This window comes from Sphingobium sp. FW306-1B-F04DB (assembly GCF_058781925.1).
Map to the genome: position 1 here is coordinate 1 of NZ_JBYSXE010000064.1, position 19576 is coordinate 19576.

The window sequence follows — 19576 nt, forward strand, 5'->3', positions numbered from 1 at the left end:
CTGCTCTGCAAGCAGCCGCACGTTCTCGAAATAGCACCGCGCGACGGTCCCGCCGCTGTCGGCGATGCCTGTTCCGGCGTGGTCGACGATCAGCTTGACGTTGCGAAGCCGCAGCGGACCTGTCGTGGGGATGTTAATGACGCTGGTCAGCCGGAACGTCGCGCCGTGCCCGTCGAGATAGTTGCCCGTCGCGACGGCCTGATTGATCGCGTTCTGCACGCCGGTCGTGGCGTCGACGACACCGCCCGGGGTTGCGAAGCTCTGGATGGAAAGCGCCCGCCGCATCTGGTCTTCAGCGGTTTCCGCAACCGCCCCTGTACCGGCTTGGAGGAAGCCGACGAGGGACGAGCCGGAGGATGCCGCCAGAACGGCACTCGTCGGGCGCGCGGTAATATCGCTTTGTACCGTGCCGCCGCCGGTCGTGCCAACCAGCGCCGCGCCGGTCGTTGCCGCCAACTCCGCGTTCGTAACCTCGGTCGAGATCGACACATCGGTTACGGTCTGGAAAAGCTGCCCCGCATAGCGAAACTCGAGGTCGTATTCGCCGTCGTCGACGTAGAACTCGTAATAGCCGTTCTCGTTGGTTGTGACCGGGTTATCGAGGGGCGTCCCGCTCTCATCGCTGTAGAGATCGGCGGGGTCGCCTCCGGACATGACCGTGACCGTTGCGCCTTCGAGGGGCGCGCCACCGGTCGCGTTGAGAACAACGTCAAAGAACTTTTTCAAGGCAGTGTTCCTTGGCTAGATGTCGATTGCGTCGCGCCAGAGCGCGGTCATCGGATCGGAGGCGGTTGCTCCGAGGCTGTCGGTGACGGTGACTTGCGCGGTAATGGTGTCGCCATCGGTGAACCCGGGCTTCGTGAAGGTCGTGGTGGCGAAGGTCGGGCTGTTGATCGTCGCCGAGCCGCTCAGAATGACCCAAAGGTACGTGTACGGTCCGAGCCCGCCCGTGACCGTGGCCGTTGATGGCCGGGTTGTCTCATCGCCGGTCTGGATGCTGTTGGCCACATCGGGGGCGCTGACTGACATGGGCGCGGTGAATGTGGCCACGGTCCGCAGAACGCCGCCCTGCATGACCTTGATGGATCGAAGCGAGCGGAGGGTTCCGGCCACCTTCACCTTGGCGGAGGTGATGGTACGGAGGGTGCCACCGTATTTGGCTTTCATGGGCATGGCGTCAAAACTCGAATAAAATGTCTCCATTCGACATCGCTGGGGCAGAGCCGCCTGACGCCTGAATGAAGATCTTGCCCGACGATTGGCCCGCGTCGTTCCAGTAGACGTGGACACCCCCGCCAGAACGGACGATGTTGCCCGAGACCGTGCCGCCCGTGGCGGGGAGACCGGCGGCAAGGCCGGACACCGTATTGTTTAGCGTCTTGCCATCTGCCGCGATCTGGCGGAGCGCGTTGTTCAAATTGCCCGCTGCGCAGCCCTCGGCAATGTTGATGCCTTTGATGGTCGTATTGTTGGCAGGCGTCGTGCTGTAGTCCGAAAAGGCCACGGAGTTGCTCCAAAGAAAAAGGCGCCCGAAAGAGCGCCTTGGTGGTTGGATTCGATTGTGTTATGATCGGGGTATGACAGGACTGACGGTTTTAGCGCTTTTCCTCAAAAGCCTGATCATCGGAACGATTGTGGCGCTCCGCTCCAAATAGCTATTCGTTCGCCGCGACGATTCCGGGGATAGCCAGCGTGGAGCCGAATATGCCGCCCGCCTTGCGGGCTTTTCGCTTCGCCTTGGCCGAAAGCGCGTTGTAGGTCTTTGCTGCCCGACGTGCTGCCGCCAGTTCAACAGCCGCTGCGCCCGCATCGGTGTTGAAGAGGATCGGAGCGAGTGCATCGGCTTTCGCCTTCGCCTGCTTGCCTATGCCGAGCTTTACAGCGTCGCCAATGCCCTTTTGTGCCGCTGACAGGATCGTTGCCACCGGAGCGCCGCCCGTCATCAGGCTTGTACCGATATCAGCGGCGGCGATTGCCCTAGGCGAAATTCCGAACTGCTCGTCTGCAAGTTGGCGCTCGGCTGTCAGGCTGTTGCCGAGCACTTCCCGATTGGTGCGCGCCATATCGCCTTCCAAACCATACTGGCGCAGAAAGCGGGGTGATGTTTCGGGCCAGAGGATATCAAGGCGCTCTTGCGAAGCTGGCGACCCCGCTACCCCCTCGTAGGGGTTGCTCGAATATCGCACGCCCTCGGCACGGTCGCCCAGCGCCGAGCGGAAGCCGAGACGGTACTGGTCCATCTTGGACCCGGGCATGTTCTGCGTGCTGAACCTGATCGTATCGGCAGACTGATTCAAAGCGCCTGCGCCCTGATGGAACGCTTCACGCTCGCCGGCAGGTCCAGCATAGGCTGCGCGGGCGGCGGGGTAGTTAGGATAAAGGGAATCCGCCTCTGCGATAAATCTTGAGCGCACCCCGTTGATCGAGCCCCCCTCGCCGTTCAGGTCAAGACTGCGCGTGATCGGGTTGCGGTACGGCTCAAGAGAGTCATCAAGCCCCCGCTTCACATAGTCGATCGTTTCGGGGAACGGGGTGCGGCTCAGTGAGACGTTGCCCATCTCGTCAGTGACAAAGCCAAGCTGATCGGGGTTGCGCATGTCATTCGCCGCGATGGTTCGCGCACGCCCAAGCGCATCCCTGCCCGCAGGGGTGGCTAGCAGCTCGTCGATGGTCTGAGACGGAACCGGATCTGACGCACGGAACGCGTCATAAAGCGGCCCTGCGTTCGTCCTGGCTTGCTGGATGAGGTCGGCGCTACGCTGGGGGATATTGGCACCGGAACCGAAGTCACGATCCATGCCCGCCTGAAGCCGATCGATCTGGCCGCGCGAGCGGGGGATTAGCGCCCCTTCCGCAATGCCCTTCGCATCGGGCGAGCGGCGCGATGCTGCCGCCCCGAGGGAGCGCAGCGCAGGGTTCGTGTCCGCCAGCGTCATGGGCAACTTAAGGTTGTGTGCTTCCTGCAGCGTGTCGATGATCGCCTGACCATTGTCGCCAATGGCGTTCTGAATCATCGCTTCCGCAACCGGCAGTTTCGGGGGCACGGGCGAGAGCGGCGCTGTCCGTGACGAGCCGCCGAGCCATTCCGGCAAATACTGCCCCGCACGGTTGCCTGCATTACCGAGCGCCATTCCCGGCGCGGTCTGCCCGAATGCGCGGATTCCAGGTGCAAGGGCGTACTTGCCGACAGTGTTGCCACCAAGCGTGGCGCCTACGCCAATCCCTGCACCCTTGAGCCGGTTGCCCTCGCCCGCCGTGTTGGCGCCGAACGTAGTCGAGTACAGAAGATCGGCGGTAAGCGGGTTCGAAACCACGGATGCGGCTTTACCGAGACCAAGCTGCTCCAACCCCCGGGCTCCAATACCGAGGGCTTTGCTTGTGCCAAAGGTGCCAGTGAAGCCGCCCGCGAGATCGCCCCCGAATGCCGCCCAAGGGTTTTCCGCGCGAGCCGCGCCAAGTGTAAGCTGCGCCTCTTCCCCGCCAAGGAGCGTGGGCAAGCCAACCCCGCCCGCGTTCAGATAGGTCGCGGTGGCCGTGCCCGCCGGATGCATGATCGCATTGCCTTTGAGCCACTGGGTCGTCGTCGTCGGGACTGTCCTGATGGCGTTGCCGATGCTGCCGCGGTACTTTTGGCCTTCGGGGGTGCGCAGCCACTGCTGAGCCTTTGACACGCCCTCTTGATTGACAAGGAACGAGCCTTCGCGCTTCTGCAATTCGGCATTGATCTGGGCCGCTGAAGCCCCCTGACGCACCATCCTGTCAACGATAGCTGACGCTTCGGCATCGGGCGCCGTCGCGGTATCGCCCGTTGCGACTGTGGTATTCGTGGGGCCAGCGTTGCCGCCGCCAGTGAAGCCGCCCGTACGGTTCGGGGCGCCGGGAGCCGCGGCAGGAGGCACTTCGCCGGGGGTAAAGTCGCGATCATTTGTCTGCGGCGGCGAGATGTTAAGCGGCTTGATGCCCAGCTCTTCATAGGTCGAGTTGAGGCGCGTTTCGAGGTTGCGCAACTTCTGCTCGATCCGAGCGTCAAAATCTGATGCTGACGGACGGTTCGCATCCACAAAGGCGCGCAACTCCGCATCAGACTGCGAGCCAACGCCCGGAGTGCGGAACGCGCCAAGGCCGATCTCGGCCATCGACGCACTGGCGCTGTCGAACGCTGCATTCCCCGGAGTTGGCAGAGCGTCAAGCACGCCTGCAATTCCGCTCGTCGAGCCCGGGCCGGCTTTGTAAAGCTTCCTTACCTCTGCGATCTGCCGTTCGAGCGATCGAAGGTTGGCAAGTTTCTGGGCGCGCTTCTCCGATGCCTCGCCTTGGGGGCCAGCAGCCAGCTCCGCCTGTGCCTTCAGGATGGCAAGGCGCTTGGCTTCCGCTTCGAGCCTCGCGTTGACTGCGGCCTGCTCCTGTGCCGCGATCTGGCCTCGCTTGAGATCGAGGTCCAGGGGGGCGCTCGGGTCTTGCGGCTTGCGCAGCACCGTGCCGCCAGTGGGGCCGTCGAACTGATCGAAGGGGTTTTGTGCCATTATCGCTTCAATCCTGTGGTTCCGCGTGAGCCGAAATATGGGACCTTGCCGTATCCGGGCAGCCTCGTGTGGACGTGCCCCTTGTGGATCAGCGTGCGCGCATTGGGGCCGTAGTAATCCATGATCTCAGCCCTGAGCGCGTTCAGGTCAGGCCCATCATAATCAACGTCGTCGCCCGCCAAATGCCCACTGTTGGGCACGCCACCCACAAGCGCGTTGCCTTCAGGGGTGCGGCGCCCGCTGGTCATAGCGCCGCCCTTGAAACTAGCGCGGAACTCCGGGAAAGCCGCCCGACGCGGTAGGCGTCGGACCTCCTAGCGCCCTGTCAGCCGCGCCCTGCCCATACTTCGCGTCGAACGCGGCTTTGAGCGACGGATTGGACCGGAGATGGTCGATCGCCGCCTGCGGGGGCTGTGTGGCCGATTGACGCGCGGCCCCTGCCCCGGGAAGCCCGGAACGTGGGCCTACATATACATCCCCTCCGGGCAGAGGAATGTTAACCACGGGATCGGAGCGGTTGCGCAGATAATCCTTGGCCGCGTCATCACCCAAAGTTTGACGGATGAAATTGTAGTCGTTCACCGTGTCATTGTTGACCGGGTTGGGGTTGTCCCGCTGGTACTCCTGCTGACGCTCCCACATCGACCACTGGTCCGCCAACTTGCGCTGGTACTGCTGTTCCTCGGCCTCCTGATCCTGAAGCTCACCCTGTCGGCGTAGGTACATCTGCGCGGCGGGGTTGCCGCCCGATGCACCCCGGGCAATGGCGAAGTTCATCAGGAAGTTGCCGATGCCGCCGCCCTTTTTCTTGGGGGCAGCGTCGTAAGCGTCCACGCCCTGACCATAGGCAGCCGTGGGCCCTCGATCGAACTTCTGCTGCGGCTGTTGCAGGAAACCGAACATCGCCATCAGAGCGCCCCGTAATTGACTGACTGGAAGCCGTGAATCTCGGGGCCAAGCGCCCAAGGCCGCAGCTTCGCCACCTCGTCGGCCATGACGCCTTCGTGGACCGGGCCGCCCCAGATGTAGCGCCAGTGGTAGATGCCGAGCCCGTCAGCGAACTCGCCCACCTTCTCGATCGCGGTCTTGAGCCTGCGGTCAGACATGGCGGCGGCCTGCGCCGCGTCGGACATGATATCGCGCAGGACGTTGCCCCACCCCGGGTTGTTCGTGGTCGTGTTGTAGTTGCCCATGAGCCCGCTGATATTGCGGATATAGTCGTTGCTCGCCGAGGCCGGGATTTCGACGCCACCTTGCGCGAGGGCAAGCAGCGGGACGATGCCCTGGAAGTCGGCATTGGTCAGGTTCGGCGCATTCGCCGCCGCGTTTGCCATCGCGTCGCGCTCATCGCCATAGTTCTGGTAGCGGAGGCCCAGCTCGCTGTCCGCCAGCCCCTTGCCGAGCGATTCCGCGTACTTCGTGCCGCCATAGCCGCCAAGCGCTCCGAAACGCGCTCCAACCGTATCCGTCGTGTCCCCGCGCGCCTTGGCGATCATCGCTTCAAGCTGGGGGTTGCCGTTCAAATATTTGCCCTGCAGCACATCGGTGTTGTAGCCCTGCGCGGCCTTCAGGAGCGGCGAGCCGTTCTGTGCGCGCTCCATGAACTGCGGGATCAGCGAGCGGATTTGCCCGCCGACCGCCTGCGCGGTCGCGTTGTTCTGCGCATAGGACGAGTTTGCGACACCGGCAGCCTGCGTGATATAGGGCTTTGCGAACTTGCTCGGCCCCGTCGTAGACTTTGACTTCTTGACCATTACAGCAACCTCTCATACGCGACGAAGCCGTTACGCTCGCCTATCACATTCCAGCCCCGCACTTTGATCCACCCCCGCACCTTGATCCACCCCCGCCGCCCGTAAGCCCGAATCGCGGTCATTCCTTCATCCGTCGCCCATGCGGCGATCATGTCATCCAGTGGCTTGAGCCAGCGCTGGTAATCGGTGCCCCCGACCAGGATCACCTCGGCAAACCCGTCCGTGGTCAGTCGCGTTGTTGCTGCCGCCAGCAGTTCGGGATCGTGGACCGTCCAGACCTGTTCGTCTCTCTCGAGCAGGGGAACCCCGCCCCTGTCCGCTGCGGGTTGCAGGAGCCTTGCTATTGCGGGCCACTCGGCGGATTGCTCCGCGTCGGGCCATATCCCTATGATCACGAGACCGTTGCGCCGTCCGCAACACGCTTCCAGTTGGTGCCGTTCCAGTAGGCTGGCGTCGGGCCTCCGGTCTCATCGGTGACGAAGATCAACTGCCCCGCCTTGGTCGCTGTCGGGAGCGACGACACCGTGTAGCTGTCGAGCGTGTTCCGCCCCGCAATCAGCGCGTTGATCGCCTCGGCCGCGCGCCTCACCCATTCGGGCATGAAGGTTGCCGTGACAGGGATGCGAAGCAGACTCACCGCGCGCCCCCCGCCCCAAGGTCAAGCTCGATCGCCTGCGCATAGGTGCACAGCGGATCATTGATCGTCAGGCCGATATCAAGGAAGCGCCCCGAGGCGCGGATTGGCACATCGCCGCTCGCCTGCATCGTTCCCTGAGACGTGGACGCAGAAGCATCCCCGAGCCTCGCCCGCGCGTCGATCGAGACCGTAACCCCGGTCGTGGCGTTGCTGATCGGGCGGCTGTTCCAGATGCGCGCGTAACGCCCCTGGATCGGCTCCACGAACGGGATTCGGTAGGTCTGCTCCATCGGGTCGCCCGAGAACACACCGAAGTCCCCGGTCTGGTCCACCGCGATCAGCAGCGGATCGCCGCCCTGAAACAGCGAACTGTCCAGCGACACCGGGATACTATCCACCCCGCCCGGATACAGCGCATCGATCGAATCGAGCCCGATATTGGCGGTAAAGCCTGAAAACACGCCAATCAGGCTCGTCTCACCCGTGGCCCAGCGCTGAAGCTGCCAGTTGTAGATCCACAGCTTGCCGGGGTTACCGGGCATGGACCACATGACGAGGTAGTTGCGGGGGTCTACCGCGGCGTAGATGTTCTCCAGTTCCGAACGGGGATAGGTCGCAAAGAAGGTGCGGTCGATCTTCTCCGCGCCGATCGGGGTCACTCCGTTGCCGTCGCACATGATGAAACCGCGCTCGGACAGGCAGAACACCAGATTGCCCGCTTGAACCAGTGAGCCCTTGGCGATGCAGCCGGTATTCGTGGCGATCACGTCGAACTGGAACGGATTGTCTGGGTCCGCCGTGTAGGTCATCCGCCGAATTGCGTTGCGCTGAAAGATCAGCCCGTACTCACCCCCCGCAAGCCCGGTAATCTCTCCGCCCGTGAACAAGGGCTGGCTTCCCGCCTGTCCCGTCGTCCAGTTGTCGGGCAGGCCCTGATCGGACCATGAGACCGTTTGTTGGGCAGCTGGATCACCCGCGAGAACCACGAATTCCCGGACAGTCGCGCAGAGATCGGCCTCAGGGGGCGTACCTGCCAATGTCCCGGCAGTCTGCCCGACAAGGTCGAATTCTACCGGAGCGCCGCCGTAGACACAGACAACCGTGTCGGCGAACTGGGTGAACCGCCAGCGTCCCATTACGGTCAGGGAGCCCTCTACGGAGGCCCATGTGCCCGAATATAGCTCCAGATCGGTTGCCGTGCCCGAAAGCAGGCTTGCCGTGCCGTCAGACCCGACAAACGCCGCCCCGCCCCGAAAGCCCGTCAGCACTTCCTCGACGATCGACGAAAAGGCCCTGAGCGGGCGATAGCCGTTGGGCGTCGGGATGCAGTTGTTGGCCGTGACGAGCCCGCCATGACCGTTCTGGGGAAGGTCCGGGGCGAACTCCCCCAGATCGACCTTGAACCTCATGCGCTCACCGGGGGCCGCAGGCGCTGCGGGGCCGCGCCGTAGCGCTTCTTGTTGTTGAAGTCGCCAAGCTCAGAGACCAAAGCGTCAGCCACGGCGATCATCTTCATGTAATTGTCGTCGTCGTTCAGGAACAGGTGCGCGTGCGCTAGCGTCATGAACAGGTAGATGTCTGCGTGATCGTCCAAGAGCCAGTTGGTCGGGACCGCTTCGTTCAGCGCGGGGATCTTGGCGTAATATTCGAGGTTGAGGGTATACGACCCGTCGGCCGTTGGGCCGAACTTCAGCCGCCCCGCCTGTGTCGAATAGAATAGGGGTCGCCCCGACATGGAAGCATAGCGCCGCAGCACCGAAGGCGTGACTTGCTCAAGCACTGTATTCGGATCAGTGCCCAACCATACATTGCGTGCTTCGAGAAAATCCGTGGGAAGGACATAATCGCCTGTGATCGTTGCGGTGGCCGAAGTCTCCATCTCAGGCGCGCGGATGATGCGGTTGAAGCGCGACTCCGCCATCTGAATGAAGGTCGGGATGCGGGCCTCAAGATCGGTGCGGTTGAGATAGTTTCCCGTCTCGTCGATCAGATCCTGATAGGTTTCGATCGCGATAGTCGCGCCGATGGGAAGGGCTACCGTCATGCGTTTTCCCTAGAATCTGAAGCCAAGGTAGAATTTGAAGCGGTCCCAGAGCTTGCCGCCCACCTGAACGCCTGCGCTGATCGTCTTGCCCGCGTAGAGCAGCGTTGCCGCCGCTACCGCGCTGACGGTCCCCGTTGCCGCCGTGATGGCCTGCCCCACGTAGGTTATCGCCGCTGAGACGACGGTGTAGGCCCTGCCCGTGAAGGCCGAGGTGGTGTGGGTCACTGAGGCAGCCACAACCCCCGAGACGGTCGCGCGGATGACGCTGATCGCCTGCCCCGCATAGGTCATTGTCTGGGCCGTCACCGTGCCGATCGTGGCGTTGACGCTCGAAACCACCTGAGCAGCATATGCGATGGTCTGTGCCGTGACAGAGACCACGCGCGCCGCGCTGTTGACGATGGCCTGGCCGGTTACCGAGATCGCCCCCGCCGTTACGGTATGCGTCGTGCCGCTGGTGGCATCGACCAGTTCGAGCGATACGGTGACGTTGTTGTTGCCCGTGCCCCAATTCTGGGTTCCGGGTGAACTCAGGTCATAGGCCGCGCGGTGAGCGAGCTGTGCGTTGTACCCTGTCGAAGCAATAAGCGCTGTGTAGCCGGTCGGCGTCGTGACCGTGGAAGTGGTCTGCCGCCCATTGTACGTCAGGATAGCGTCGCCGGTCAGTGTCCCGGTGTTCGGCGTCGTGCTTGACGCATAGCCCGCGAAATTCGTGATTGTGCCTAGAGCAGTGGCGGAGACCACGAGCACCGCCGTAGTGCTTCCGTTGTTCGACGACCCCGTTACCGTCATGGCCGAAGGCGAGCCGCCTACGTCGAGGCGGAACAGCCCGACCGATACGAACGCGTTGGTTGCCGGCCCCTGAAAGTCCGCGCTGCCTATGCGGGTCCATGTGCTCCCGAGGCTGTCCGAAATCGAATTGACCGGATAGGCGCTGGCATTGCGGGCCAGAACCCATGCAATCAGTGTTTCACCGGCTGACGGGGTAAACGACCCTGTAGCGCCCGATGACGTTCCCGCCGCGCCGGCATTGCCGCGAAGCGTGAGCGTCCCCGTATAAGCCATTTAGCTGACGTTCAAAACGCCCGTGGTAGCGGAGCCATCCAGCGTAAGAGGACCGGCGACGTTGCCGAAGTCCGACCCTTCCGTCATGTACATGATCACCGGAGACGTCGCGGCGTTGCCGGTGTCCTTGTACCAGATATAGGTCCGGCCATTGGAGAACCCGGCGCCCGATTGCGTCCACACGATGTCATCGTGAACCCATTCGACGGTGTTGCCGTCCAGCGCCAGGGTGACGCCTGCGATCGTCGCGCCGCCCGCCGTGTAGTTGGTGCCCGACACCTCGTTGGCGTTGGCGTCGTTGATGAAATCGTGGCTCTGGCTCGGCGTGTAGCTGTTCGTCACGATCATCACCTTGATCGTGTCGGTATCGAGGTCGATCGCGTTGCCGTTGTTCTGCTTGAGCTTGAACTGGTTGTAGACGACTGGCGTTCCCATCTCAGACCCCCGGCTTCAGCGCGTAGGCGGCCTTCATGGCCTGCCAGTGCGCAAGGTTCGCTTGCAGTTCGCGCTTGCGCTCATCATCTAGTTTCCGCTGCTCTACCGCACGGGTGAAGCGGCCGATGTGGAAGCCGATCTTCTCCATCGTCATGTTGGGATGCGCGACGGACTCGACGACGGGCGCTTTGCGTTTCCAGAACATCAGTATAGCCCCAGCAAGCTGTTGGCGGTGGTCCCCGAGACACGGACATGCGAAACCCGGACAGGGAGAACCGCCCCCGTCTGGACGCCCACGAAGGTCACGTCCGCACCGTCACCCATGAGACGACAAGCAATGTCGCCGCCCGACCCGACATAGAGGGCCTGCGGGATCTGGCTCAGTTCGTCGGTTGCGTGGGGTGTGATCGTGAACGCGCTGACAGCAGGGCGACCGAGATCACCCCGCCTCAGCAGGAACGGGTCCGCCATTTTCCATTTCCTCGGCCTTGTCGGTGAAGCGCTTCAGGAAGGCCTTCCCCTCGGCGATCCAGTCTTTCTCCTGAATCACCGCATGCGCGTTGGTCATGATCGTTTCGTGGAGGTGGCCCACTTCCCAGCTTACCCCGTGGTCCACATAAACCTTGAGGCCGGCGTCACGGCACTTGCGGAAGAAGTACACGTCCTCCCCGATCATCCGGGAGTAATCGTCAACCGGCTCGAACACGAACAGCGGCATGAACGACTTGCGGCCCAATTCCTCGGCGCGTTCCTGAAGCCGGTCGAACACGCTCATCCTGATCAGGCACAGCCCAAAGCCGACGTGCGAAACTTCCTCGAGATCGTTCGCGTCGGCCTTTTCCAGCGTGGTATAGACAAGGTTTTCATGATCCTTGTCCGGGTCGTCGGTGATCTTCTTTGCTGCGGTCGGGGCAGTAGGCTCGCACCTGCGCGCGTAGTTAACCCCGACGATATCGACGTTCCTTGCCCACAGCCGGCAGAGGCTTTCGGCGGGGAATACATGATCTGCGTCCATCCAGAGCATGTAATCCGCGCCCCAAAGCGAGGCTTCGGCCGCAAGACGGTGGCGGCTTTCCGATAGATTCGAGGATGATACGAGAAAGACTTCGACCTCTTTCTGATATTCTACCCCTTCCGGATTGGTCAGCTTGGCGCCGTGGAAGTGGTTGAGCATGTTCGCGAGGCAGAGCGCCCATTTCGCGTGGACATGCCCGTAAGCGGGAATGCAGAGTGCGATCTTAAGCTTAGAGGTGACCATCGAACACCTTGAGTTTGGGCCGCTCGTTCAGGTAGCGGCGAATGAATTTGGGGTCGTCGAGCGAGCCGTCGCGCATCATCTGGCCGAGGTCGGTCAGCGGGATTTCGCCCAGATGCGTCCATTCGAGGTTCTTGGGCTTGTCCTTCGCCTGCTTGACGAATTCGACGATCGGTTCGCAGTCCTGAATCGTCTGGTAATGTATTGCCCCGTCCACATCCTTGTGGCGCACGGTCATCTTCCTCATTCCCATGTACCGTGAAAACACGGACTTGGATGAGGGCTCAAGTTTAGCCATAGTGAACACCTCTAATTGGGCAGAAAAACGGGGCCAGCACAAGGCCAGCCCCGCTAGTTTCACCTAAGAGAGGGGCTTAGGTGGCGTTGGTGTCCATGACGCCCGCATGGGCGTTCGGGTGCCTCATCTCGAGCGTATATTCGCTCACGAGGTTCTCGGTGTCGGCGTCGCCCACCTTGGCGATCTTCTGGGCCTCGAACATACGAAGCCCCGCCAGAGCGACCTTGGTTGTGTCCACGACGAACACGTCACGGGCGCGCTGGGTGCGGTTCGGGATGACCATGAGGTCGCCGAAGTCCGAGCCATAGACCGACGCGGAAGCAAGGATCATGCTTTCCTTGCCGATCTGCTGCTGCGTGTTCACACGACCGGTGAAGTCCGAGAACAGCTGCTTGTTGCCCGAGCCAAGGAAGATCTTGGTGGGCTTGCCGCCGTCGTCGTACGCCGCCTTGATCGCCGCCTTCAGGAGGACTTCCGTGAAGGTGCGAAGGCCGTTGGTCGCGTTGCCGTCCGTGGCCGCAGCGGTTGCCGCGGTGGAGTCGGCGCCGCCAGTGCCGCGCGAGGCGTTGCCCGAGAACCAGGCATTGAACGAACGCAGCGTGCGCGCCACGTTGGTCGCACCAGCGGCGTAGCCGGTGTTGCCGAGCACGATCGCTTCCATGTCCTTGCGCAGCTCGACCGACTTGAGGGACTTCTGATAGTCCATCATGTCGTCGATGCCGGCAATCGCAACAGCAAGCTCGGTGCCGGTCACCGTCGCGTCCTTGTCCGAGATCTGGCAGTAGTTCTGCTGCCGGGTCGGCGTGGTCGAGGCGGAACGGCTCAGCGTCTCACCTTCGAGGCGGGCGTTGGTCGTGTTGACGCTGCTGAGCGCCTGGTTGGACCATTCGTGCAGGACGGCCGAAGCCTTGACCTTGGGAATGGACGAGGTGAAGGGCGTGTCTTCCGGGTCGATGCGATAAATCGCCGACACGAGATCTTCGCGCTTCGTGGGGGTGCCGTACGAAGTGACGGCATTCGTTACGAGTGCCATGTTACAGGTTTCCTTGTCGGAGTTGCTTGAACAAGGCCGCACCGGCTTCGATGCTGCCTTCCTTCTCCAACCGCTCCATGACCTTGCGGGCCTGCGTCTGCTGAATGGCTGAGCGTGGCGTGGTTACCCCGGGACGCACTGACAGGTTCTTGGGCTTGGGCTTTGCGGTCGGTTCGACCTTCCGCTTGGCGTCCTGAAGCCGGTCGTATTCCTTGGCCTTCCATGCGAGCAACAGTTCCGCCGACGTGATGCGCTTTTGCGCCTCGGGATCGGTGAACACATGCTCCGGAATGCCCTGCCCGATGGCGTAGGACACGATTTCGTTCAGGGCTGCGCCAGCCTTTTGAGGGTCGCCGATTTCAGGCACGGCCGCCAGAAGCAGCGGACGCGCCTTTTCCTCGATCGCCTCATATGCCTCGCGCTCGACGGTCTCCATTTCCTGCATCTGCTGGGCGGAAATCTGCTCCCGCTGCTGCTTCAGGGTCTGGACCACGCCAAGCTGCTGCTCATATTGCAGCACGGCCATGTCATATGCTTCTCGTTGGTAGTCGCCCGTTCCCAAGCCATAGTTGCGCGGGTCCGGCTTCTGCGGGGTGATCCACGACGTTACATCGTCGATCAGCGCCGCAAATCTGTCGCGGTTGGTGTTTGCCTCGGCAAGCTGGGCCTCGTGGGCCTTTTTCGCATTGGCGATTTCCTGGAATTTCTGGTTGACCGCGGCTTCTCGCTGTCCCTCGCGCTCGGCGATCTTCGCCTGCGTTTCGGGTGGCAGGGCACTCCAGTGCTCCGCGTCGTCCTTGCTCCATGAAGCGGGCATTTCGACGGCTTCAAGCTGGGCCTCATCGGCTGCCTCGTCCGTGTCGATGGTCTCCGCTTCAATCTCGGCCGCTTCCACGTCGCCCTCAGGCTCGGCTTCGACTGCCTCAATCTCTGGCTCCCTCGTGGATGCAAACCGCCCGCCTTCATCGCGGGGGCGCTCTACGGGTTCAGGCTCGCGCTGAGCCTTGAACAATGCCGCGGCTGCGGCAACAGGGTCCGTTTCCGCTGCCATTGGCTGGGCGGTTTCATCTGCCATGTTTCACCTTGGGATAATGCCCCGTAGGGCGGAATTACTTGACGCGCCTGATCGCGGCGGCGTCTCCATGCCCCCATGAGGCAAGCTTCTGCCGCACCAGCGAAAGGCCGTGCTGTGCGCGCCACAGGTTTTCACGTTCGGCGGGATCGGTGCAGGTGCGCCACGAGGACAGCAGATCCTGCTCAACCTCGTTGAAGGCGTTGTTCAGTTCGCCGTCCTGCAACATGCCGCGGATGCGCATTGCGCGGGCTTCACGTTCGTTCGGGGTCATTCGCTTAGCGACCCGCCAGGACGGTTCTTCTTAAGCTTGGCATCTTCCGCCGCCTGTTCACGCTTCACGTCGGCGTTCATGGCGTTGCTCTCGCGGGCGACCTCGGCGTTGATCTGCATACGCTCGCGCTCAAGGGCCAGTTCGTTGGCCATCCGCTCGCGCTCCAGTGCAATCTCTGCCGCCGCCTTCTGCTGCGCCAACTGCGCTTGAAGGGCTGCCTTCTCGCGCTCCATCTCGATCTGTGCGGCGTTCTTCTCGCGCTGGATCTGAATGTCTGCCTCAGCCTTCTGCTGCTCGAGTTGCAGTTTCGCCTGCGCCTCCTCGATCTTGGCCTGCGCCTCCATCTCTTCGGGACTCGGCGGCTGCTGCTTGGGCACTTCCTCGCCCGTCTCCGGATCGATCTCCGGCTTGGGCTCGTTCAGGAAGTCGTCGATGTTCTTGATGCCGGCGGCGGTGAACGCGCGCTTCAATGCGTTGTAGACCTTGGTTTCGTCGATCAGGGCGGCGTAGGGCGTCTGCCCCACCTCCTGCATCAGCGCGAGCACGGTCTGCGCCTGCGTGATCTGCTCCTGCTGGTTGCCCACCCCAAGACCAACCGAAATGGACAGGTCCATGTCCGAATTCCACTCGCGCGGGTCGATCGGCACCCACTTGTTGCGCAGGCGGATGACCCGTTCGCGGGGCTGATGCCGGATCAGCAGTTTGAGCATCGTCTTGAAGAGTTGCTTGACGCCCGTCTCGGCGAAGATGCGCGCAACCATCTCGGCGCGCTCGTTCTCCTTGTCCTCCACCTGCGCCGCCTGCGTGGCGGTCATCTGCCTGCCCTTGTTCAGGGCGTCGCGGTCCAGACCATTGCCGGTCTTGGAAATGCCGGACTTTTCCTCAATCTGCTGGTCGATATACGACAGCATAGGGAAGGTCTTTTCGGCGAAGAACGGTACCGCATCGAAGCGGAATTGCGTAATGTCACGGACACGAAGCGAGGCGCCGGGGGATGCGTCGCCCAAATCATCCTGCGTCGATCCGTCCGACCGTTGCCCTAGCTCGCCGATCACAGGCCTGGGGTTGTTCGCCAGATACAGGTTGTCCAGCATCTGCCGCTGGAGGACGGTCTTGATCTTCTGATCCATCTTGACCTTATCGGCCAAGCTTTCCCCGTAGACCTTGTGCGGCATCGGGACGGGGCAGAGCGTGGCGAACGGGCCAAACTCGACCTCTTCATTCAACAGGACGGTGCTATCCACCCGCAGAACCCGGCGAAGCTCAGAAACGCCGTCACCGTCATAGTCGATCAGGATATATTCGTCGTATACCTCGATCATGTCGCGCGAGGCATCGCCCGGAGCATCGGAGCGGGTGTTGTCTACGCTCTCATCGCCGTAGCGCGCCCATGTGCGCCTGTCCTCGATCGAGCCGGCGTATTTGGACAGGCCCTCCACCACCTCACGGTCAAAGCCCTGCTCGAGGAACCATGAACGAGGTTTGCGCGTGCGGTGCGCCTCGTACGGGGGCGTCTCACCGGGAATCGAGAAGGGCGAGATCAGGTATTCCTCGGAAGGGATACCAGCGATCTTGATCCGCCCGTCCTCATAAGGCTTGTTTACATAGGCAGCGAATAGCCCCGTTTCGTCAATGAACGGGCCGTCAACCAGATCCTGACCAAGCTGTTCGATCTGCGAGGCGTCCATGCCCTCGATCAGCTGCGGACGGGTATCGGTGGTATCCTCCCACCAGACCTTGAGAACCCCAAGCTTTTCGAGACCCGCTGCCTTGAACCAATTGTGCAGCAGCATGAAGCCGGGATTGTCGCAGTGCAGGACGTAGTTGACGTACGCGGTCGCCTGCTCGGCCTGCTCTTCATCCTCGGGGCCGTTGGGCTCGAAGCTCACCGTGTCATCACTGGACACGAACGGCTTGAGCACCGCTGCAACGAAATTGTCGATGACGGTTGAGACCGTGCCGTCCACTACACGAGACCGCCCCTCGCGCTCGTCACCCATCGGCCTGCGATAATAGAAGTCGATCGCCTCCGCCTGATCCGCGGCTATCTCGGTCTCGTAGTGACCAATCGCACGGTCGGCGTTCTCCTGCAGGTAGGAGACAAGCTCTTCGTCGGACATGGCTCCGCCGCCCGCTGCGGTAACAGCGGTGGTGAGCGCGTTGTCTGCCATGCTATCCCCTTGAGGGCTTGTGCGCCTTCAGCGCGAACTTGAAATCATCGCCGTTGTCGTCCGCCGCGACCGTCTCGAAGTCGCCCTTCCACAGCCACCGAAAGTCCGTCATGGCCGTCTTGCCAATCTGCTCGGCGTATTGGGCTTGCGAGAGGAACACGAGGCTTTCAGGCTGGATGATGCGAGTGTGCGAAGGATCGCCCCAGCGCCAACGGCTATCGAGTGATGGGCAGATCGCGAAGAAGTGCCCGTCCGGTTTCAGTATGCGGTAGATCTCCGCGAACAGCGCGAAGAACGACTTGTAATCACCCTGCCGTCCCAGATGCTCGATCACGCAATAGGCATGGCAAGCGTCGAAGCTGCTGTCCTCGAAGGGCCAAGGCGTCACCTCGAGGTCGTGAACCACATCCGCCCCGCAATTCGGGTCATGGTCGATCGTTACCAGCTCGTCCCATGCGAAGCCGTCGAAGGACAGCTTCTTCTGCCGCGCGTTGCCGCAGCCGATGAGCAGTTCCCTCATACGACCCACCGGGTATCGCGCTTGATCGGGCGTGCTGTTGGCGGTGGCGTGCGTATCGCCGCACTCTCGAACGCCTTGTAGCCGTGACTGAACTCGTCATGGCGCGGACGCGACTTCCACGTCGCCAGCTTCTCGTCCCATTCCTTGCGGAAGTTATCGAGGCACTTGATCAGCCTGTCACAGCGCTGTTCGTCGATATAAACCTGCGGCAGGAACGCGCGCGACGCCTCGATACCGTCAAGCTCGTCCTTGATCCTAGCCAACACCTCTACGGGCCGAATGCCAGCCTGCTCCGCATGCCAGCGCCTCGTCTCAGCATCCTTGGTCAACATGTGGTGGTCCGCGTCGTGCGGCATGTAATGACGGCTGTAGTTGTAACCGCGCGACTGAAGCCAGCGGGCGTAATGGCCGAACCCCTCGCCGCCGTTCTCGTAATAGTCGATCGCGCGGCGCTCCATGCCGACATCCTGCCAGCACACGATCGCCATGCTGTCGTTGTAGCCAAGATCCCACGTCGTATAGACCGGCGCGTCGAGCACGGGGATATTGCAGATGCGCTTTTCCTTTCGCATTTGCGTCATCTGCCTCGCGAGATACGCCCCCTCCACACTCGCCTCAAACGCCTCTTCGGGTGTTGAGGGATATTCCCGCTTGATATCGTCGCCCTGCTGCTCCGCCTTCTTGATGTACCAGGCGCGCTGCTGGCTCGTCAGGGCAATGCCGCCCGCCTCCAGCTTGGCGAAATACTCCTGCATCTCCGCAGTCTCGAGCGCGCCGTCAGCGAGAACATATTCCGCACTGGTGAACCATGGGGCGAAGTGAAACTTGAAGTCGAGAACCGTCAGCGCATCGCCCGCAATCTGTTTTTTGCGCGCCGTCTCGCACATCTCGTAGAAGTGGCCGGCGTGGCCCTCCGCAGTCGATTCAACGGTAATGCGCTGGCCCGCCTGGACGGTGTTGAACGCACCCGTACGAACCTCGCGGGCCTTCTCAGGGAACTTGGCGCAGAGCTTGCCATATTCCGACACATGCAAGCGTTGGAGCGTGCCCGAGCGCAGCGATGTGCCGACGCGGATCGATGACCCGTTGTTGAACTTAAGGCTATCGACGCTGTCCTGCGTCGCGGAGCGATGCTTGCGGAACAGCGGGGGCAACCCGTCGTATGCGTATTTGATCTTGTCCGCGAAGAATGCCTTGGCATCGGTCAGGTTGTGGGCAATCACGCCCGCTGCGATGTTCTTGGTGAACAGGCAGTCGTCCAGCATGTCGATCTGGATGACCGTCGTGAAACCCTTCTGGCGCGCTTTCAGGATGATATCGAAGCCGTGACGCTCGGCCAGGAACTTCTCCTGATCGGCGTTCATGCGGAACGGGACTTCACGCCCGTCCTTGTCCTTGATCCTGTAAAAGCCATTGCGAAGGCGCGCCAGCTTATCGGGCCAGCGCGCCCTAAGCTTGGCGAAATACTCCGCCTCAGTCACCGAGCCACGCGCGGTCTGCATCGGTCAGTGCGCCGATACGTGCCTCAAGGTCGATCGAGGAAAGCTTTGCGTGCACGTATGGCGCTGCGGCCTTGGCAGCGTCCCGGCGCACGTCCTTATCCTCACCCTCGTCGCGCAGCACGCTTAGAAGGTAATCGAGGGGCGTAATGCCTTCCGCAGCAGCCTTGTCAGCTATCTCGCGTGTCTTGCGAGTTGCAGACCCAGGCTTGCGGCCAGCGCCCTCACGACGACCGCCGCGAGCCACTTTGATTTCCTATGATTATTTTCATGAGCGCGACTGTCATGCCACGCCCATCCATTGGCGGTTCATGGCGTGGTGAACCAAGCGAACGTATCGCTCCCCGATGCGCCCAGCTTTATGACGGCGGTCGAACCGGAGATAATTGCTCTGCTTGGTTCGTGGGAAGCGGTTTAGGCGCTCGGCAATCCGGTCGGGTACGGAATAGCGGCCGAAGGCGGTCGCTATGACGGTTTCAAGTTGCATTTTGATTGACCTCTGTTTCCGCTGCTCGAGGCTGGGCGGTGTCTCAGTCCGGGATGTGAATGTCCTTGGGGTCGAACTCGGCGTCCAGGTATTTCTCTAACGAAATCACAATGCCGCTCAGCCGGTCGATCCGATCAGCCGCCGCGATAAGTGCCTTCGCTTCCTTGCTGCCGGTCAGGTAACGGGACCGTGCGTATCTACGACATTCCGCTGAGATCTCCTGATCAAAGCGTATGTCGATGGTGGTCATTTGCGGGGAACGATGAAGGCGGGATCGAAGTCTATCGCCTGCTCTTCCTCATCGTATTCGTCGTATATGGGGAACAGGATCTCAACACGCAGAACGAAAGCTACCAACCAGACGGTGCATTCCCGCCAGTTGTAGCAGCCTTCGAACATGGCCTGTCTCCGGTGTAGTGTCCCCGCCGCGCTCGCTTGCTATTGCGCCGTCTCAGTGAGTGCATCGCTTGTGAAGGGCTGCGGCGGGGAGGTCTGGACCAGCGCTTGGG

The 19576-nt window shown here is 62.0% G+C and carries 26 protein-coding genes; all 26 read right to left on the minus strand.

Annotated elements, in window-relative coordinates; all coding sequences use genetic code 11:
- On the minus strand, window positions 1-726 hold a 726-nt coding region (locus AC3WJD_RS19710; RefSeq protein ID WP_492748458.1), incomplete at its 3' end, for a peptidase associated/transthyretin-like domain-containing protein.
- 15 nt (window positions 727-741) lie between these two features.
- A complete protein-coding gene (locus tag AC3WJD_RS19715; protein ID WP_492748459.1) occupies window positions 742-1203 on the minus strand; it encodes a hypothetical protein in 462 nt (153 codons plus the stop codon).
- Window positions 1178-1504, minus strand: coding sequence for a hypothetical protein (locus tag AC3WJD_RS19720; protein WP_492748460.1), 327 nt, complete (start codon window positions 1502-1504; stop codon window positions 1178-1180). Before AC3WJD_RS19720 ends, AC3WJD_RS19715 begins: the two co-directional genes overlap by 26 nt.
- A 151-nt stretch (window positions 1505-1655) precedes the next feature.
- Window positions 1656-4523 carry a hypothetical protein gene (locus tag AC3WJD_RS19725; RefSeq protein WP_492748461.1) on the minus strand — a complete coding sequence of 956 codons (2868 nt, stop codon included), beginning with the start codon at window positions 4521-4523 and terminating at the stop codon, window positions 1656-1658.
- Entirely contained in the window at window positions 4523-4771 is a 249-nt protein-coding gene (locus AC3WJD_RS19730) for a D-Ala-D-Ala carboxypeptidase family metallohydrolase (RefSeq protein WP_492748462.1), read from the minus strand. Before AC3WJD_RS19730 ends, AC3WJD_RS19725 begins: the two co-directional genes overlap by 1 nt.
- Before the next feature lie 16 nt (window positions 4772-4787).
- On the minus strand, window positions 4788-5432 hold the full coding sequence (locus AC3WJD_RS19735; RefSeq protein ID WP_492748463.1) for a hypothetical protein: 645 nt from the start codon (window positions 5430-5432) through the stop codon (window positions 4788-4790).
- The gene (locus AC3WJD_RS19740) at window positions 5432-6277 is read right to left on the minus strand and encodes a tail fiber domain-containing protein (RefSeq protein ID WP_492748464.1); all 846 of its coding nucleotides are present in this window, start codon (window positions 6275-6277) and stop codon (window positions 5432-5434) included. Before AC3WJD_RS19740 ends, AC3WJD_RS19735 begins: the two co-directional genes overlap by 1 nt.
- Entirely contained in the window at window positions 6277-6672 is a 396-nt protein-coding gene (locus AC3WJD_RS19745) for a hypothetical protein (RefSeq protein ID WP_492748465.1), read from the minus strand. Before AC3WJD_RS19745 ends, AC3WJD_RS19740 begins: the two co-directional genes overlap by 1 nt.
- Window positions 6669-6914: a hypothetical protein gene (locus tag AC3WJD_RS19750; protein WP_492748466.1), complete on the minus strand. Its 246-nt coding sequence runs from the start codon at window positions 6912-6914 to the stop codon at window positions 6669-6671. The genes AC3WJD_RS19745 and AC3WJD_RS19750 overlap by 4 nt, the downstream gene beginning before the upstream one ends.
- Window positions 6911-8323 (minus strand): hypothetical protein, encoded by a 1413-nt coding sequence (locus AC3WJD_RS19755; RefSeq protein WP_492748467.1) that lies wholly within the window; start codon window positions 8321-8323, stop codon window positions 6911-6913. Before AC3WJD_RS19755 ends, AC3WJD_RS19750 begins: the two co-directional genes overlap by 4 nt.
- Window positions 8320-8958, minus strand: a complete 639-nt coding sequence (locus AC3WJD_RS19760; RefSeq protein WP_492748468.1) for a phage adaptor protein — start codon at window positions 8956-8958, stop codon at window positions 8320-8322. Before AC3WJD_RS19760 ends, AC3WJD_RS19755 begins: the two co-directional genes overlap by 4 nt.
- 9 nt (window positions 8959-8967) lie before the next feature.
- Window positions 8968-10023 (minus strand): hypothetical protein, encoded by a 1056-nt coding sequence (locus AC3WJD_RS19765; protein ID WP_492748469.1) that lies wholly within the window; start codon window positions 10021-10023, stop codon window positions 8968-8970.
- On the minus strand, window positions 10024-10458 hold the full coding sequence (locus AC3WJD_RS19770; RefSeq protein WP_492748470.1) for a hypothetical protein: 435 nt from the start codon (window positions 10456-10458) through the stop codon (window positions 10024-10026).
- Window position 10459: 1 nt separating this feature from the next.
- On the minus strand, window positions 10460-10663 hold the full coding sequence (locus AC3WJD_RS19775; protein ID WP_492748471.1) for a hypothetical protein: 204 nt from the start codon (window positions 10661-10663) through the stop codon (window positions 10460-10462).
- Window positions 10663-10929 (minus strand): spike base protein, RCAP_Rcc01079 family, encoded by a 267-nt coding sequence (locus tag AC3WJD_RS19780; RefSeq protein ID WP_492748472.1) that lies wholly within the window; start codon window positions 10927-10929, stop codon window positions 10663-10665. The genes AC3WJD_RS19775 and AC3WJD_RS19780 overlap by 1 nt, the downstream gene beginning before the upstream one ends.
- On the minus strand, window positions 10898-11632 hold the full coding sequence (locus AC3WJD_RS19785) for a hypothetical protein (RefSeq protein ID WP_492748473.1): 735 nt from the start codon (window positions 11630-11632) through the stop codon (window positions 10898-10900). The genes AC3WJD_RS19780 and AC3WJD_RS19785 overlap by 32 nt, the downstream gene beginning before the upstream one ends.
- A 70-nt stretch (window positions 11633-11702) precedes the next feature.
- The gene (locus tag AC3WJD_RS19790) at window positions 11703-11951 is read right to left on the minus strand and encodes a hypothetical protein (protein ID WP_492748474.1); all 249 of its coding nucleotides are present in this window, start codon (window positions 11949-11951) and stop codon (window positions 11703-11705) included.
- A 136-nt stretch (window positions 11952-12087) separates the two neighbouring features.
- The gene (locus tag AC3WJD_RS19795; RefSeq protein WP_492748475.1) at window positions 12088-13044 is read right to left on the minus strand and encodes an SU10 major capsid protein; all 957 of its coding nucleotides are present in this window, start codon (window positions 13042-13044) and stop codon (window positions 12088-12090) included.
- A gap of 1 nt (window position 13045) precedes the next feature.
- The gene (locus AC3WJD_RS19800; RefSeq protein WP_492748476.1) at window positions 13046-14119 is read right to left on the minus strand and encodes a hypothetical protein; all 1074 of its coding nucleotides are present in this window, start codon (window positions 14117-14119) and stop codon (window positions 13046-13048) included.
- Between the two features lie 34 nt (window positions 14120-14153).
- On the minus strand, window positions 14154-14360 hold the full coding sequence (locus AC3WJD_RS19805; protein ID WP_492748477.1) for a hypothetical protein: 207 nt from the start codon (window positions 14358-14360) through the stop codon (window positions 14154-14156).
- A 26-nt stretch (window positions 14361-14386) separates the two neighbouring features.
- Entirely contained in the window at window positions 14387-16561 is a 2175-nt protein-coding gene (locus tag AC3WJD_RS19810; protein WP_492748478.1) for a portal protein, read from the minus strand.
- A 1-nt stretch (window position 16562) separates the two neighbouring features.
- Complete coding sequence (locus tag AC3WJD_RS19815) at window positions 16563-17081, minus strand: methyltransferase domain-containing protein (RefSeq protein ID WP_492748479.1); 519 nt, start codon at window positions 17079-17081, stop codon at window positions 16563-16565.
- Window positions 17078-18583 carry a terminase large subunit gene (locus tag AC3WJD_RS19820; protein ID WP_492748480.1) on the minus strand — a complete coding sequence of 502 codons (1506 nt, stop codon included), beginning with the start codon at window positions 18581-18583 and terminating at the stop codon, window positions 17078-17080. The genes AC3WJD_RS19815 and AC3WJD_RS19820 overlap by 4 nt, the downstream gene beginning before the upstream one ends.
- Window positions 18584-18863: 280 nt before the next feature.
- Window positions 18864-19067 carry a hypothetical protein gene (locus AC3WJD_RS19825; protein ID WP_492748481.1) on the minus strand — a complete coding sequence of 68 codons (204 nt, stop codon included), beginning with the start codon at window positions 19065-19067 and terminating at the stop codon, window positions 18864-18866.
- 43 nt (window positions 19068-19110) lie between these two features.
- Entirely contained in the window at window positions 19111-19317 is a 207-nt protein-coding gene (locus AC3WJD_RS19830) for a hypothetical protein (RefSeq protein WP_492748482.1), read from the minus strand.
- Window positions 19314-19466 carry a hypothetical protein gene (locus AC3WJD_RS19835; protein WP_492748483.1) on the minus strand — a complete coding sequence of 51 codons (153 nt, stop codon included), beginning with the start codon at window positions 19464-19466 and terminating at the stop codon, window positions 19314-19316. Before AC3WJD_RS19835 ends, AC3WJD_RS19830 begins: the two co-directional genes overlap by 4 nt.
- Between the last annotated feature and the right edge of the window lie 110 nt (window positions 19467-19576).